Annotated in this window: 12 protein-coding genes and 1 pseudogene; 1 reads left to right on the forward strand and 12 read right to left on the reverse strand. The window is 32.1% G+C overall.

The genetic code is table 11. From position 1 onward, the window contains the following. The 12 genes and pseudogenes from MHHB_RS04430 to selD all read right to left on the reverse strand — a co-directional run. Positions 1-957, reverse strand: a 957-nt coding sequence (locus MHHB_RS04430; RefSeq protein ID WP_229701924.1) for a glycosyltransferase, incomplete at its 3' end; no start/stop codon positions are given. Between the two features lie 338 nt (positions 958-1,295). Next, positions 1,296-2,129: a glycosyltransferase family 2 protein gene (locus MHHB_RS04435; protein ID WP_192893823.1), complete on the reverse strand. Its 834-nt coding sequence runs from the start codon at positions 2,127-2,129 to the stop codon at positions 1,296-1,298. A 340-nt stretch (positions 2,130-2,469) separates the two neighbouring features. Continuing rightward, positions 2,470-4,354: pseudogene (asnB, locus tag MHHB_RS06660) on the reverse strand (asparagine synthase (glutamine-hydrolyzing)). A 105-nt stretch (positions 4,355-4,459) separates the two neighbouring features. Continuing rightward, a complete protein-coding gene (locus MHHB_RS04445; RefSeq protein WP_131007443.1) occupies positions 4,460-5,989 on the reverse strand; it encodes a flippase in 1,530 nt (509 codons plus the stop codon). A 993-nt stretch (positions 5,990-6,982) separates the two neighbouring features. Continuing rightward, the gene (locus tag MHHB_RS04450) at positions 6,983-7,963 is read right to left on the reverse strand and encodes an NAD-dependent epimerase/dehydratase family protein (protein WP_131007445.1); all 981 of its coding nucleotides are present in this window, start codon (positions 7,961-7,963) and stop codon (positions 6,983-6,985) included. 306 nt (positions 7,964-8,269) lie between these two features. Next, the gene (locus tag MHHB_RS04455; RefSeq protein WP_326830419.1) at positions 8,270-9,832 is read right to left on the reverse strand and encodes a COG1361 S-layer family protein; all 1,563 of its coding nucleotides are present in this window, start codon (positions 9,830-9,832) and stop codon (positions 8,270-8,272) included. Positions 9,833-9,840: 8 nt separating this feature from the next. Continuing rightward, positions 9,841-10,986 carry an efflux RND transporter permease subunit gene (locus MHHB_RS04460; protein WP_131007448.1) on the reverse strand — a complete coding sequence of 382 codons (1,146 nt, stop codon included), beginning with the start codon at positions 10,984-10,986 and terminating at the stop codon, positions 9,841-9,843. Next, positions 10,983-11,450: a GbsR/MarR family transcriptional regulator gene (locus MHHB_RS04465; RefSeq protein WP_131007450.1), complete on the reverse strand. Its 468-nt coding sequence runs from the start codon at positions 11,448-11,450 to the stop codon at positions 10,983-10,985. Before MHHB_RS04465 ends, MHHB_RS04460 begins: the two co-directional genes overlap by 4 nt. Positions 11,451-11,563: 113 nt before the next feature. After that, positions 11,564-12,673 carry an SLC13 family permease gene (locus tag MHHB_RS04470; protein ID WP_131007453.1) on the reverse strand — a complete coding sequence of 370 codons (1,110 nt, stop codon included), beginning with the start codon at positions 12,671-12,673 and terminating at the stop codon, positions 11,564-11,566. 3 nt (positions 12,674-12,676) lie between these two features. Next, positions 12,677-14,005: a UDP-glucose dehydrogenase family protein gene (locus MHHB_RS04475; RefSeq protein ID WP_131007455.1), complete on the reverse strand. Its 1,329-nt coding sequence runs from the start codon at positions 14,003-14,005 to the stop codon at positions 12,677-12,679. Positions 14,006-14,367: 362 nt separating this feature from the next. Further along, positions 14,368-15,276, reverse strand: a complete 909-nt coding sequence (locus MHHB_RS04480) for an NAD-dependent epimerase/dehydratase family protein (RefSeq protein WP_229701926.1) — start codon at positions 15,274-15,276, stop codon at positions 14,368-14,370. Between the two features lie 52 nt (positions 15,277-15,328). Beyond that, positions 15,329-16,381 carry a selenide, water dikinase SelD gene (gene selD, locus MHHB_RS04485; protein WP_131007458.1) on the reverse strand — a complete coding sequence of 351 codons (1,053 nt, stop codon included), beginning with the start codon at positions 16,379-16,381 and terminating at the stop codon, positions 15,329-15,331. A 488-nt stretch (positions 16,382-16,869) separates the two neighbouring features. Between selD and MHHB_RS04490 the strand changes: the two genes are divergently transcribed. Continuing rightward, complete coding sequence (locus tag MHHB_RS04490) at positions 16,870-17,337, forward strand: S24/S26 family peptidase (RefSeq protein WP_131007460.1); 468 nt, start codon at positions 16,870-16,872, stop codon at positions 17,335-17,337. Positions 17,338-17,358: the final 21 nt, after the last annotated feature.

The raw sequence follows: 17,358 nt of genomic DNA on the forward strand, positions 1-17,358 counted from the left end.
CTCTGGAGTGAGGATTTCTCTGGGACCAGTTTCACAATCTGTGGAGATGATTGGAAGATTTAGGGTTAAAGCCTCAATTAACGTGTTAGGTAAGCCCTCCCACAGGGATGAGTGAACATAACACTGTGAGTTTTTTAAGAATTTAAAGGGATTCTTATGAACTCCTAAAAGAAAGATATTATTTTCCAATTTAAGTTTTCTTATTAGATCTTCCAATTCTTTTCTTAATTCTCCTTTTCCGAGGATTACTAATTTAGCACTTGGATGTTTTTCAACAACTTTTTTAAATGCCCTAATTAAAAACCACTGTCCTTTTGGTTCCATTAGCCTCCCTATGTTTATAAATACAAAGGAATCCTTGAATATTTCCCTGTATTCATCTTCTATCGGCTCTTCTGATAGTTTTAGGTAGTTTTGGATATTGTGAGGGTTGTATATAACCTCTATTTTTTCTCTTGGGATATTATATTGGTTGGACAGTATATCTCTTAGTTTTTTGGATACTACTATAACTTTATCCGCCTTTGGATATAGAAGTTTTATTAGTGTGTTGTGGATCCTTCCATAAATTGTTTCATTGGGATACGCCATTAAAGGGTTATTACGTATTGATACCACCACTTTCCTATTTATTAATACTTTCCCTACAATGATGCTTATAAAATTAGGTGATTCAAGAAAAGAAATAAGTACATCTGGCTTATTTTTTATCGTTTCTATAAAATATTTTGTCAGTGAGACTGGTAAATATAATGCCTTAATAAACACTGGAGTGTTGATGGTAAAATTTGATAGAGTTTTGTACTGTATTTCTTTGTTAATAGTATAGTGTCTGTCTTTTCTTAATGTATATAATTTTATTTTATATCCTTTTTTTGATAATTCATTTAATAAAGTTGTTGCCACTCTTTCTGCTCCCCCCCAAATCAGAGAATTTATTAAAAATTGAATTTTCATTTCTATCACCTTGGATATTTTAAAAAATTAAAAGGATTAAATAAGTGCTCAATTACTTCCACTACTCTACTTTCTCTTCAAGACATCCTTCAATAATAATAAATAAAATCTATTACCATAAGCAACAATTACCGCGCATGTTTTCATAATCTCATACATAAAAAGATTATTAATTTGATACTTTATAGTAAATCATTATTATTTTGTAATATATAAAATCATATCCATTCAGGATTTCCAATAAAAAACCAATATTAAAAATATAGAGTGGGGTTTATAATTTAGGATTATAGTTTTTTACCTAATTCCAACAAAACTTTTTTAAATCCCACCGTTTATCATTTTCTGTCTTTTATTTTTACTAACTCTTTAATTAAACCTTTCGGCGCAACTGTCAAAAAAATATACATCGATAGATGAAATAAAAATGTTTTCCAAAAATAAACATTATAATAAAAATACTTTTTATATTTCCAAAGGACTGAAATAGAATACTTAGAATAATTTCTTTGTTTATTTATTCTTTTTTCAATATTTTCTCTTACCAATCTACGTTTTAATAAAAATTTTTCGATTATATCAAAGTTATGATTATTTAAAATACATCTAACCCAAAGATCATAGTCTTCAGAACTAGATAAATTTTCATTATATTTTAATCTCTTTAAAATTCTTGTCTTTATCATCATACTAGGATGTACAAGCAGATGTTCTCTAAAAAAATAATTTTTTATATTTTTTATTTTGTACCTTTCAGGTTTAAAACTACCTATAATATTATCCCTTTCATCGATCCAATAGGCCCAGGTAAATAGAAGATCTATATCTTCATTTTCTTCTAAATAGTTAAACTGTTTTTCCAATCTCTGAGGTAATGCGATATCATCTGCATCCATAATAGCAACATATTTTCCTTTAGCAATATCAATAGCCCTATTTCTACTAGCGCCCCTACCTAAATTCTTTTTATTCTTTAGAAATACTATCCTTTTGTCCTTTTCAGAATATTCTTTAATTATTTTTTCATTCCTTTCATTGTTTGGATCATCTAAAACAATGATAAACTCAAAATCTTCAAATGTCTGGTTTAAAATCGACTCTATTGACTTTCTTAAATATTCCTCAGGCTCTCTGTATGTTGCCATGATTACTGAGATTTTAGGGTTTCCCATCGATATATTCCTTCCCATTTTTTATTCTATTTAAAATATCATTTCCAAGATATTTTAATCCATAACGGTACAAGAATACTTCGGGAAGTATTACGCTGTATTTTGTATTAGTTATATAAGTTGGACATTTAAATACTAAACCATCTATATAAAATACAGCCATGTTTTTTATTTTATCCAATTCATTTTTATCAGGTTTTTAAAATTTTGAAATAATACAACGGAGACAGTAATCTATTTTTTATATATTCTTTTACATATTCCTTCGAAAAATGTTATCTTCATATATTTCTAATTATAATATTATTTTTAATATATCCATTTATACGTTTAAAACTATTTAATTTATCCATCTTTCCCACCATTTTATAAATAAAAACAATCTAATTAAATAAGTTTTATACATTTTTATATCTTTACATTTTAAAACTTTTCTATATAAAACTTATAGAGATTTTCATCAATCTCTTTCAAGATCCCAACTTTCTCGGATATCTCATTTAGATACCTCTCCTTCAATATCCAATCTTCAAGGGGTGGGGTAAATCCCTGCTTTCCTCTATTAACAATTTTCTCAGGTAAGATATCTTTAATTATCTCCCTCATCAATTTTTTAGTTTTAAATAAATCAACCTTCCACTCCGTAGGAATTCTCTGACTGAACTCTGCAAATCTATAATCTAAAAAGGGACTCCTTACCTCCAAAGCATGTGCCATAGATGCCCTATCAACTTTAACTAAATATTTATCTGCCAATGTATTATGGAGTAAATCAAAGATTCTCAGTGCTTCCCCAAATTTGCCACAACCTTTTTTTAAACAATACCTCAACTTTTCAATTGTCCATCTCTTATAGATCTCTGGTCTCATAGCACAATCTTCTAAAGATCTTGAATAAAAATATTCTGGTTTCTCTAAAGACAGTTTAAAGGCCTTTTTTAGTAAATATAGAGTAGCAAGACCACCTATATTCATCTTTACCGGTATTTTTGGCCCTATAATTCGTAATATCCTTGGCAGTTTTCTTATAAAATCCATCCTGTATCCAATTACATGAGTTTTATAACCTCCAAAAATCTCATCCCCTCCATCTCCACTCAAAACAACCGTAACATACTCCCTAGCCAACTCACTAACTTTATATGTAGGAAAACCACTGTAATCCCCAAAGGGTTCATCGTAGATCCAGCAGTATTTATCAATCAACTCTAAAAAATCCTTCTCTTTGAAGTAGTAATGATGATGGTTAGTTTTAAAAGCTTTTACAACTTCTTCTATATACGGGGTTTCATCATATTTCCCTTCAAAACCTATGGAAAAGGTATGTAATTTATGTAGATCTGTAAATTCTTTCATGACCCCTACAATAGTAGAACTATCTAGGCCTCCACTTAAAAAGGCTCCAACTGGCACATCACTTCTCATCCTTATCCTCACGGCATCCTTCAACAGTCTTTTTTCCTTCTTTAATTAACTTATCTTTATCATAGATAGGATTATACTCAGGTAATTCCCAATAATAGTATTTTTCAATCTTAAAATTATCTAAATGTAAAATTAGATTCTGTCTTGGCTCTAATTTATAGGTGTCTTTATATATAGAATAGGGAGAAGGTATGAATCCCAAAGCAAAATAGAGTTGAACTGATTCTTTATTTATATTTTCCCTTTTATTTATCTCCTTTACAGCGATTATACCCTTTAACTCAGAGGAAAATATAAACTCTTTTCCATTCCAGTAGTAATAGAGAGGTTTAACTCCCAGTCTATCTCTTGAGAAAAAATAATATTTTTACTTCTGTCATAGATTGCGAAGGCCCACATTCCATTAAATTCCTTAACACATTCTGTACCTAAGATATTGTAAAGTTTTAGAATAGTTTCAGTATCTGTCCCACTTTCAGTTTTCAAGTTATACTTTTCCTTTAACTCCAAGTAATTGTATATTTCTCCGTTGAAAACAATTATTAAATCAGCATTATTAAGTTCTTCGTCTTTGTAGATAATTCTATCATTTTCAACATTGTAGCCCATAGGTTGATGTCCTTTCTCACTTAGATCCAAGATGGATAACCTAACATGACCTAAGCCTATAGAACCACTGTGATTATCGATGTAGATTCCTCTGTCATCAGGACCTCTATGTTTTATCGCTCTATTCATTTTTTCTATTTCTTCTTTACTTACATTTCTCCTAATCTTACAATGCCGTTGATACCACACATACCTATCTCCTTCTCATGTCTTTTTACGACAATTGATTTTTTTTTCTTTTTATTATAATTCTTTATTATTCTAATATTTAAGGAATTAGACAGAAGTAGAAAGGTTTAAATAAATTTCTTTAGGATCCTTTTTAGTAGTGTTAGATCTACTCCCAAGTTTTTCTCCACTGTCAACAAGAGATCAATATCTTCATTATCAATACTCTTACTGAATAGAAGAAGTAAAAAATAAACTCCTACAAACACTATTGAAACCAGTACTGCATACCATATATTATCTACATTCAAGTTTAATGACTTTAAAATCCCCAGTAATATGAAACTAATCACTAAAGATTTGACATAGTTCCAGCTAAAAGGATGGATTTTAGAATTTTTATACAACCAAAACGACATAAGGATATTTAAAACAAAATAAGACATTGTTGTAGCGATAGCAGCACCTTCAAGGCCATACACTGGAATTAACACAAAATTCAGAATTATATTAAGAAGAGCTGCAAAAGAAGTACCAGCCAAATTTAATCTTGACTTACCAATTATAATTAAATTTGACCCATTTAACCCAGTAGAAGCATGAAACATGAAACCAAGTGCCAAAATCTCAAGAACTCTACTTGCTTCTAAATACCTCCCTCCAAAGAAGAACGCTATAACAATCTTAGAAAAAAGAAATATTAATGTAAAAAGAGGTAAAGTCAGTGAAAATATCCATTTAGTTAAAATCTGGTAAATTCTACCCATCTCATTAAGCTTTCCTTGAATATAGAAACTTGAAACTAAGGGAACATAAAGGAAAGATATTGAGTTTAAAAATATTGTGAGTAGTCTAGCTATTGATGATGCTGAATTGTAGAGACCGACAACTTCAGAGTTTTTATAATAACCTAACATTAAGGTGTCTGTCCACCCCATAACAAAACTAAGAATTCCGGCAAAAAATAATGGAATCGAAAAAACTACCAATTTCTTCCCAAGTGTCAGATCAAGAGAAAGTTCAAAACATAGAATTTTCATCTTTAACATATTAATTATTAAAATCAAAAATGTAAAGATCTGAGAAATTGTATATGCAAAAAATATGAAGCTAAAGTTGAGGTTTAAAAATATTACAGAAATTACTAGTAGTAGATAAATAATGGGATAAATAATATTCTGAAAGTAAATCTTTTCTCTGACTCTACCAAAACCTTGAGAAATTGAAATTAAAACATTAGTTAGAGCAGAAAATGGTAAGGTGAAAACAATTATAGGTAATACTTGAGATAATTTTCCATCTTTGAAAATCTGGACAATATTTTCCGTTTCAAGGATTAAAAACACCATCAATAAGATGCTACTTAGTACGACAATTATTAATGCTGTTGAGATTAGTTTATTGATTTTTGAAGGATCTTTTTCCCTATAGAATACGATCTCTCTTGGTAGTGAATTTGGAAATCCGAGTGTAGCAACAGTAATTGCAATACTCAAAATAGTCAAAGCTAGATTATACACACCATATTCATCAATAGAAAAATTTCTTGCAATCAAAATTCTACTTAAAAATCCAAAAAACATTGAAATAACAACCCCAGCAAATACTATCCCCGTACCTCTCATGATTTTCTGTAAAGTATGACTTATTTCACTCATTTAGAGATCACCATAATAATACAATTATTCTTGTAATGCTTTATTAATTTTATATAAATTTTGAATATAATTAAATATTTCCAGTCCATAGAAAGTTCTACATCTTCTAAACAGAAAGTGAATATAGAATATTGTATATCAAAATATTAAAGTTAGTTAAAATTCCTAACTGGAGAGTGGTTCAAAAGAACTTCAATACAAAAAATAATCTCAAATAATTCGCTGAAGAAGTGTTAAAAATCCAATAATCAAAATTGTTGTATTAATAATATTTTTTAATTTATCTTTATTCGTCTTCATACTTACGTAGGTCCCTAAATATACAAATATATACCGGGTAAAGTCCCAACAATCAAAAATAGGGCCAAAAGGTAATCCACACCCTTCAAAAATACATAATTTAATACGCTGAAAAATGACAAAGCTAGACCTAAATCATTGTAACACCAACGACTTCCTTAGGACTGAGTTTGGCCAAGTTCATTAATGCAAAATTTACTATAACTCCAGCACCAACTGAAGTGAAGTGGACAGTTAAGCCGATAATGAATCCTAGGAGATAAATATACCATTTTCTAGGCTTTATAGGAACAATAAATTTGCTCCTTAATCAGACTAAGTGATGAACTAAAGATAAGGGTTAATGGAGATTTCATATTTCCCATTAATCTGTCTAACTCTTTTTTCAGAGAAAAGTGGATATGTGATTTTGTTATAGGGGGAAGATCCTTGTCCATATAGGAGTTATGTTTTGTACTCGAGGATTTTTGACAAGAGATTATATAAATCTTATGGTATTGACTAAGGTTAAATAATAAAATTTTTTGTAAGATACTATTTATAACAGAGAAAAAAGAAAGAAATCCAACAACAATAGATAAAACTCTTATATATCAGTATAACGTATATTTTTCGAAAATAATATAAAGGTAGATAGGACAAGAAATCCCTACAAGACGTGTTTATTGCTTAAATGTCCATTTTCTTATCGTTCTACAACTTCAAAATCCACCTCTTATTATCCAAAAACCAACTGCAGAATCTCTTAAGCCCTTCTTCAATGGATACCTTTGGGTTATATCCTAACAACTCCCTACTTTTATTTATATCAGCATAAGTTACTGGCATGTCTCCTTCCTGCATAGGTAAAAAGTTCTTCTTAGCAGTCCTACCAAGATACCTCTCCAACAACTCTATAAAGTACATCAACTTTACAGGTTTTGAGTTTCCAAGGTTGAATATTTCACAACTGAAATTCCTCTCAATAGAAGATATCACTCCATCTACAACATCGGATATATATGTAAAATCTCTCTCCATATTTCCATAATTATAAACATCTATAGGCTCTTCCAGGAGAATATTCCTTGCAAATTTAAAGTATGCCATGTCGGGCCTCCCCCATTCTCCATAAACTGTGAAAAATCTCAACCCTACCATCTCTATACCGTAAAGGTGGTGATAAGTATAAGCCATAAGTTCGTTGGATTTCTTTGTTGCAGCGTAAAGAGATATGGGATTATCTGTACTATCATCTTCACTGAAGGGGATCTTTTTATTGCCCCCATAAACTGAAGAAGAGGAAGCATAAACTACCTTATCTATATCGAATCTTCTGGCAAATTCAAAGATGTTCATAGTACCTAAGATGTTGGATCTCTCGTAAGCCCAAGGGTCTTTTAAGGAGTGTCTAACCCCAGTCTGAGCCCCTAAATGGACTATTAGATCGATATCCTTATCTTTTAAATTTTTAACTAACTTTGAATAATCTGAAAAATCTAACTTTAAAAAGGTATAATTTTCGTACTCTTTTAAAATATTATTTCTCTTCTCTTTTAACATAGGATTGTAGTAGTTGTTATTCATGTTGTCAATACCTAAAATCTCAACATCGTTATAACTCTCCAGCATTCTCTTACAGAGGTGGAATCCTATAAACCCTGCACTTCCAGTGACTAATATTCTGTTATACATCTTCTCAACTTTCTGATTTTATAAAAAGTATGTTATTATATATTAAAAATATATTAAATAAATATTTTTTAATTATTGTCCTACTAAATTATAAAAATATTAATTACCTTCATACAGGAAATATGTTTCCGCATTACTAACTTCGATAAAATAATTAAGGAATATTATGATAAAGAATTAAAAAATGATGAAAAAGTATAAATTTTAGCCGTTATCTCTTTGGACGATCATATCAATAGAGAAGTAGGGTGGATGTCTGTTAAAACATTTCTTCTATGATTATTAATTTAGTTTATTCTAACTTACTTACTTAGAATTCTTTTTTCCAAGATTTTTTCCAAGATAGTATAACACTCCTATTATTACCAGTATCCCTATAACCGCATACAGTGGGAAAGGCATTTTGTTATCATTCTCAACTTTAACCCTTATACTACGCTGTGTAATATAGACATTGTCGTCTCCTTCATCCCTATCTCCAACTGCCCTTATCTCAATCGTAATAAAATATTCCTTAGGTAATGCATTTTTATCTACACTGACAACGATAGCACCAGTTCCATTCTCCCCCGGATTTAAGGTGCCGATTGTATCACTTTTCCTGGGATAGTCAAAGGGCTGGGCACTGTTTCTAATGGCAGTTATCCTTACACTTTCCGCCTTTTCATTTCCTACATTCTTCACAGTTATTAAAAGTGTGTTGTCCTTTCCTGCCTTTATAGTGTATTCCTTTGGAATAATTTCAAGTATAGGTTTTGATTTAACGTATATATCAATAGTTTTCGTTGTATTATGTCTCCTGTTGAATATATCTAAGTACTCTATATAGATAGGTATCTTGTAATGTTTAGAAGGGGCGTATTTATCAACATCTACGGTAAAGGAAACAGTTTTGCTCTCCCCTCCTCTCAATGTTCCAATATCTTTATAGTTTGCATTACTCCAACTGTCCTTAAATGGATAGGAGGTTTTTAGATGCAGTTTTACATCTTTTGCCTCTCCATGGCCGTTGTTGGTCACTGTAACATCTATTCTTACATATGTATCTCCAGGCTTGATATCCCTTGGAGTAGTAATTACATTTGAGATCCCCAATAGAATATCTCCATGAACAGTTAGTCCCATGTTTATTTCTTCACTCTTTTCAGTACCATCTTCTCCTATCCAGCATAGAGTTGCAGGGATAAGGTATGCTCCTTCGGGTGTATTTTCATCGGTGTGTAATTTTAGGTTTATAAGTTTTATCTCTTGAGGCTTAACAGTACCTATGTAGAACTTCGTACCACCAACAGGTGAAATGTACTGATTGCTTCCAATGGATAGAGTGCACTCCTTAGCCTTTCCGGTACCTTTGTTGTATATTAAAATTGGAATTGTTACTGTCCTTCCCGGAATAAGTGATAGAGAGTTATTTTCTAACACTATTTCAAAGTTTGGAGTACCATAAACTGGGAGGTAGTATACCTTTGTCCAATTATGGTGAGTTACTACCCCTTCCTCTTTTTCAACCTTGTCGTAAGACACTGTTATATCCAATCTGTAGTTTCCTGACACTGCACTTTCATTTACGTGGAGTTTAAAATGTACTACATCACTCTCTCCAGGGTTTAGGTGATGTATAGTTGCTACTCCCTTTATAGGGTTAACTTGCTTCAATTCAAAGGGGTAGTGAGGTTTAATAGATATTTCTATATTTTTTAAATCTTCGTCGTAGTTATCGTTAGTTACCTTAATCCAGAGATCTACATCATCTCCAGGGTGTATAACCTCGGGAGAATATTGAAGCTCTCCTAAACTTAAAGCCTTTACACTTGTAACTACCATTATCAATATCAACAGTGTCCCAAAACATCTCTTAGCAGATATCACAGTATCACCTATAATTTCTTTCTTTTAAAAATTGGTATTATATACTTCTCTTCGATAACAAGGAGTGCTGGAAGTAGAGTGATTACACAGATCATACAAAAGGCTATACCTAATGCACACACTTTACCTAAGTTCGCCATCATAGGAAGAGGAGCGATTACAAGAGCTAAGAAACCTACAACTGTCGTCGCTGTAGTGGCCATCACTGCCATTCCCGTGCTAACAACTGCAGTCTCTATGGATTCTACCACATCTCTTCCCTTCTTACGCTCTTCTTCATACCTGTGCATAAGATGTATACCGTAATCAATACCCATACCTAAGAGCAGGGAACCGATACCTGCAGTTGCCATGTCTACAGGAATTCCCAGTATTCCCATAGCTCCTCCTGTCCATATCACTGCTATCACTATAGGTATCAGAGGCATGACTGTGGATAGTGGTTTCCTAAAGTATAAGAAAAGTACAGTAAGTATTCCTATTCCACCGATTAATGTTGTGAATACTTGGCTCTTCTTCATCAAGTCATCCAAAAGTTTTCTCATAGGAGGAGTACCTGTGCATACCACCTCAACACCTGAAGGTACAGGCGAATCTTCAATTCGCTGATGGATGTCATTCATTACCTCCATAAGTTTTTTCTGATCTCCTCCAGCGTCAGTATAGGCGTTTACTATAACCATAGAGTAGTCGTGGTTGAAAATTTTATTTCTAACGTTCTCTGGTAGGGAGTTGTAAATCTCCTTTACAGTCTCTATGTCGTTGGGAACAGTGCCGTTATTCTCCTTAATTATAACATCCACAGGAGAACTTACGTCTGTAATTCCATCTATTCCTTTCAGATCGTCCTCTAAAAATTTTATGTATCTTAAAACTCTAGGATCTCTTATGTCATTCACCTTATCTGGACTATCCGAAGGTTTTAACTTTATACAGATTATTATAATGTCTGTACCTCCAAAGTTGTCCCTTACCTCGTAGAGTGTCTTTATAATAGGATTATTCTGTGGAAGCATCTTCTCAAAGGCTGTTTGGAACTTAACATTAGTTGCCTCTATCCCTGCAAGGACGGTGATTATTAAGATGATCATTACCATAAGGAAAGGCTTTTTTTCTGAAAAGATAGCAATTTTTCTCAATATATTTTCGATCATACCTCTTCACCGAAATCTTTATCTATCTTCTCAAGCACCTCTAACACTCTTCTTGATACCTCTCTCATACGTTCAATATGTTTTAATTTTTTAGAAATACTGTCATTTTCGTCGATGTTGTACTTCTTTTTCAACTTCTCCAACTTATCACAGGCATTGGAAATAGTTTTATACTTCCTTTTAACTATATCCTTGTAGGAGGAGAAATTTCCTGCACATTTGTAGTAATTTTTTCTATCGCCCTTTATCCAGATCTTTTTAACTAAGCCTATTTCCTCGAGTTTGATTAGATTCATATTTACATTTCCTTTACTCATTCCTAGTTCCTTGGTTATATCATCTATACATAGGGGTTTATCGGCTAAGTAGAGTATTGCGTAGATCTTTCCAAGGGATCTACTATGCCCATGTATCTCAGCAATGTCGGAGAATAACTCGATTATTGTTTTTTTGATCTCTTCCATACTCTCCCAGATAATACATTGTTCAAATAATATTAAACATTCAAAATTTTTTGAACATTTTGAACATTATAGAAAGTGATATATAAAAATTTCTATCAGTATGCCCAATACCTTTAGAAAAAAATGTAATAGGTAATTATTAATACTACAATGAAATAAGGGATTGAATACTTATGGAACTTTAACCATATTTCTTTATTCTTCGACATTCTTAATGCAATAATATTGGCTAAAGAGGACACAACTGAACCATTTCCTCCAACATTTACTCCATAAGTTATTGCAAGATAGTTGTTACTAAATTTTAAAACCAATACTGTAGAAGGCACATTACTAATTAACTGGGAAATTAATGCGGATAACAGGAATATATCACCTGAAGAGTGTAGATTTAACCTTTTTATAAATTCTGATACTACCGGGATTGTTGCAATAAGCTGGAAATCAATAAAAATAGTAATAAATATAATCAATAATAACCAGTCTACCTTTAGTAGAACCTCTCTGTAAAATAAGATATAAAATATAAAAATAGCTGACAACACCCAACAAACTAACCCAACCTCAAGAGAAATCAAGTACACAACTAACATTAGTAGTGATGAAATAAACAAACCTTTTTTATTAGGTATATTTCCTTTACTTTTTTCTGAAAATTTTATTTTCCTATCAGGAAAAACAATCCACACAAATATTAAAAGAATTATAAAAAGAAGAATTACCAATGTAAATGTTTTTGCAATGAACTCTATAAAAGATATACCCCATTTCTGCCATAAAATGAGATTTTGAGGATTGCCAATTGGTGTTAAGGTGGAACCTACATTGGCAGAAATAGCTTCAAATACTATCAATTTAGAGAGATCTTTTTTTAGTAAATTTTGCATACTTAATGTCAGTGGAATAACTATAAAGAGAGTCACATCATTTGTAAGAAATGTGGATAAAAATGCTGAAAGTACAATTAAAAATATTGATAAACTCCTCTCACATTTTATTCTATTTAGCATATTTATTGAAAAAATATAAAAATATCCGCTTTCCTTTAACCCTGTTGTAATTATAAGTAACCCAGTAAATGCAATTATTGTTCTCCAATCAACATATTGGGGGTAGTTAACTATCTCACTGGGATATAGTACAGTTAGAATAAATAGTAAAAGAAGAAATGTAAATATAATAAACTTCTCCTTAATAAAATCAACTACTACTTTTTTTATCATACTTTAACCCCTTCCAACCCCAAAGTACTTAAATCCTAATTCTTTTATCCTCTCTTTATCTAAGATATTTCTACCGTCAAATACTATTTTTTCCCTAACCAAATTACCTATTTTATCCCAATCTTCATCTATCAGTTGAGAGTATTCTGTCGTTATTATAATTCCATCCACATCTTTCACAGTTTCATAAATATCGTCCAAGACATAGAGATTATATCCATAGTAAGCTCCTGAAGTATCCAACCTGTACCTCTCTATGGTATTTTCTCTGGCCTTTTCTACGTAGTCGTAGCATTTAACTATACTTCCTTCCCTCAGTAGTAGATCTATCAGTTTTATACCTCTGCTCTCCCGTAAATCGTCAGTGTTAGGTTTAAAGGCTAACCCTAATACAGCAAAGGTTTTTCCATTTAGATCTCCATAATATCTCTTTATCTTGTTTAAAAACCAATGTATCTGTTCCTCATTTACTTCATCTGTAGCTTTTATTAACTTAGGCTCGATACCTCTACTTTCAAACTGTTTTATAAGCGCCTTCACATCCTTTGGAAAACAACTACCTCCATACCCAATACCTGCATTTAGGAATTTATCACCTATCCTTTCATCTAACCCCAACGCCTTACTGACAGTTTTAATATCTCCACCAACGGCATCAATTAACTTGGCAATCTCATTTATAAAGGATATCTTTGTTGCAAGGAAGGCGTTTGCAGCATATTTTATCACCTCAGCACTTTCCCAATCTGTGATAATAAAAGGCACTCTTTTATCTAAGAAGTATTTATATATCTCTTTCATAATATCTATGGGACGGGAGTTATTAACATCTTCAAATCCTAAAACTATCCTGTCAGGGTTAAAGAAATCCCTAAGAGCTATTCCTTCCCTTAAAAACTCTGGGTTTGAAACTACGTCTACATTACAACCCCCCAACATTTCCTTAATTTTTCTGTTTGTGCCCACTGGGACTGTGGATTTTACAACGATTATTCTGTATCTATCATCGAAGTATCTTTTTATAGAGTTCACTGCAGAGTAGATAAACCTTAAATCAGCGTTTCCATCTCTATCTTGGGGAGTTCCAACACATAGGAATATAACATCTGAATTTTTTATCTCCTCGTAGGATGTAGTAAATCTTAGATTTTTTCCAACATGCTTCTTCAGGAGTTCTTCCAAACCTTCTTCGTAGAGGGGCGTTATACCTCTGTTAAGGAGTTTTATCTTTCTCTCATCTATATCTATACCAACAACCTTAAAACCGAATTCAGCCAATCCTACACTTTGGATTAATCCAACGTAACCAGTTCCTACTACAGATATATTCACAATTATCACCTTAAAAATTTTAATATTAAAAATATATAAAAAATTAGATAATAAAATCTTTTAATATTCTGGATAAATTTTATTTTCATACTTTTTAAAACTATAATAATAATGGTAAAAAAATTAAATAAAGAATAAAAAACCTAAAAAAGTAAAGTTATCAAAAATTCTATCTTCCTTATCTAGTACTCAATGTAAGGTAGAAAACCCCTTCTTTAATATAGTTTTCCCTTAACTTCCATCTTATATGTTTTTTATATTATCCCATACAATTTATTCTACATTATTAATTATTAACTGTTCTTTTTATTATTTCAATAAGGGCTGTATTTTTTAATTAGTTTCTAGTAACTAAATCTCCATTAGCCTTCTATTAAATACTTCTTCATCCACTCTACGGTCCTTCTAATTCCTTCCCTTAAATCAACAGTAGGTTTCCATTGGAGATCTAAAGCCCTTTCTATACTAACCACCATCCTGTATATTTCTCCCTCTCGAGGATCTGAATATACAGGTTTCTCTTTAAAGTTTAAAATGTCAGCTATTATATTATACAAGTGGTTAATAGAAGTTTCTCGTCCTGTACCGATATTTACCACCTTATTTTTCCAATTTAGAGCCATGATAGTGCTCTTTGCAACGTCTCCAACATATACAAAATCCCTCGTCTGATATCCATCTCCGAATATCGTAGGTGTTTTACCCTTTAGCATACTCTCTATGAAGATACATACAACTCCAGCCTCTCCCCTAGGATTCTGCCTCTCCCCGTAAACATTTGAATACCTTAAGATGGTGTAGTCTATACCGTAGAGATCACCGTATAGTTCTATATATTTCTCACTGCAATACTTACTTAACCCATATGGACTTAAGGGTTCCTTAGGGTGTTCCTCATCAACTGGCAGGTACTTTGGATCCCCATAGACGGCAACAGAAGAGGCAAAAACTATCTTCTCAACGTCGTATCTTCTCATGGTTTCCAGTATATTTAAGGTCCCCATGATATTTACATCACAGTCGTAGAGTGGTTCTTTTAGAGAAGTTCTAACATTTACCTGGGCACCTAGGTGGATAATCCCATCAATATCCCTAAAATCTAAATCTTTATCCCTGATATCTCCTTTTATGAATTCTACTTTTTTGTTTAGATTTTTTATATTTCCGGTACTGAGGTTGTCTAAAACTATAACGGTATAGTTATTTTCCAGGAGATGATCTACAACATGACTACCTATAAATCCAGCACCACCTGTGACAAGTATCCTCACATTTTCACCTAAATAGTATTTGGACATCCCTCCTTTAAAGGTTCGGGATGTCCTACTCTACACTTACTATCTTCACATCTTTACTTAGATATGCCTTCCCAACGCCCTTTCTTTTAACTTTTCCAACTTCAAATCCGTAACATCCATACTTCTGAAGTTTCTCTACGAGATCCTCGGCGTACTCCCTCTCTATAGATATAAATAATCCCCCTGCAGTCTCTGCTCCATACCCTTCCAACAGTGGATGTCCAAAGAGGGGAGCTAGTCGCTCAGTACCTTTTATCACAGGTAGTGTATGTATCTCGATCTCAACGTTACTCTTTTTTGCTACCTCGTTACCATGGCCCAATATACCGAAGCCTGTAATGTCAGTCATTGCATGCCCTATCCTCTTTCCTACTTCTCTTTCTAGTTCCCTGAGAGCCAATAGCCCTTTTCTGTTGGATAGTGTCATTAACTCTATAGCTTTATTTACTATTTTTTCTTTTTCTTTATCCTCTATATCTAGTAATGAGACATACTCTGGCTCTACCCTTGAGAGTGCCATTGCAGTCTGGGTACCTAGGGGCTTTGTAAGTATTATCTTGTCCTCTTCCCTGGCCCCTCCTTTTGTAAGTATGTCTTCTTTCTTACCTACCCCTACCACTGCACCTCCTATAAGAGGATATGGATTGAGGATTGTATGTCCTCCTATTATAGTAGTACCTTCACCTCTACAGAAGTCCTGAAATCCTCTTAACATCTCCCTTGAAACCTCCAATGGAAGACTCTCTGGTATGCCAAGGATTACTAATGCTCCAGTTATATCTAACACTCCCATGGCGTAGATATCACTTGTGGAGTTACAGGCTGCAATCTTCCCCTGGATGTAAGGATCGTCCACTATCGGTGTAAAGACATCCACTGTCTTTACTATGGCTATATCACCCCTTAAAACCACTGCTCCATCGTCTCCCAGTCCTACATAGACATCTCTTAAATCTTCCTCTGAGACAATTCCCTTTATAAGATACTCTAACTCGGCGTTGGGAAGTTTACATGCTCAACCGTGAAGTTTTACCATTTTTGTAAGTTTTATATTTCTAAGGTTGTCTTTATTAGACATATCATCACCGTAAGTAATTGTTATGGTGAAGTAAAATATTATATATTATAAGGTCATATGAAAGTACTATCTCTTCTGTTGCTAAGAGTTTTTTCCTAAAAAGGATAGATACATAATCTTATTTATTAAAGAATTTATATTATAAGTATTTTTTTAAATATACGCATTATTTTTTATTATAGTTTTATTTTTATAAAAGTTTCTGTTGAAATACAGATCTTTTACTATTTCTTTTAAATGAGATTTTTAATGGAAACAGGTTTATAATATTTTTTAAATAATTTAATAAATTTTTTATTAAAATTTTTAATATAATTAATAATCGCTAAAAATTAAATTTTATAGGTGATAATATTTCCAAAAAATCTTTAGAAAAAAAGAAAGTTTTAAAATGGCTAAAATCTAAAAAAAATATTTTTGAATGGATACTATTCTTAGTAATTCTCTTCGTTGTTTGGAGTCATGTTAACGTGGTGGTATCTAACAGTATGTATCCTGTCATGAAGAGAGGAGATTTAGTAGTTGTGGAGAACGCACCTTGGGAGTTTAATCCTAAAGATGTAAAAGTTGGAGATATCGTAGTGTATAATGCCCACTGGCCTGTTGTTGGTAACAGGGTAGTCTGTATCCTTCATATAGATAACAAAACCTTAGCAATATACAGTGGAGATAAAACTATGCCTGTAATCCATAGGGTGATAGAAAAGATCGATATTGACGGTAGTTGTTATATAATTACAAAGGGAGATAACAATCCCATATATGATCCAGAACTTATATCCTTAGATCAGATAAAACGGAGAGTAATAACAATTGATGGAAAACCTTTGGTAATTCCTTATTTAGGATTTATTTCCATTTACCTGAAAAAATATATATGGTTGTTTCTACTTTTATTGATATTATGGATTATCTACGATTATATTAAAGATGGTAAAAATAAAAATAATAATTAATAAATATTATTTACTAATACT

The organism is Methanofervidicoccus abyssi, assembly GCF_004310395.1.
Taxonomy (GTDB): Archaea; AGJL01; Methanococci; order Methanococcales; family Methanococcaceae; genus Methanofervidicoccus; species Methanofervidicoccus abyssi.

Excerpts from the sequence above, each read along its gene's own strand:
- MHHB_RS04435 (WP_192893823.1), bottom strand. The coding sequence starts at position 2,129 with ATGGGAAACCCTAAAATCTCAGTAATCATGGCAACATACAGAGAGCCT.
- MHHB_RS04445 (WP_131007443.1), bottom strand. The coding sequence starts at position 5,989 with ATGAGTGAAATAAGTCATACTTTACAGAAAATCATGAGAGGTACGGGG.
- MHHB_RS04450 (WP_131007445.1), bottom strand. The coding sequence starts at position 7,963 with ATGTATAACAGAATATTAGTCACTGGAAGTGCAGGGTTTATAGGATTC.
- MHHB_RS04460 (WP_131007448.1), bottom strand. The coding sequence starts at position 10,986 with ATGATCGAAAATATATTGAGAAAAATTGCTATCTTTTCAGAAAAAAAG.
- MHHB_RS04465 (WP_131007450.1), bottom strand. The coding sequence starts at position 11,450 with ATGGAAGAGATCAAAAAAACAATAATCGAGTTATTCTCCGACATTGCT.
- MHHB_RS04470 (WP_131007453.1), bottom strand. The coding sequence starts at position 12,673 with ATGATAAAAAAAGTAGTAGTTGATTTTATTAAGGAGAAGTTTATTATA.
- MHHB_RS04490 (WP_131007460.1), top strand. The coding sequence starts at position 16,870 with ATGTATCCTGTCATGAAGAGAGGAGATTTAGTAGTTGTGGAGAACGCA.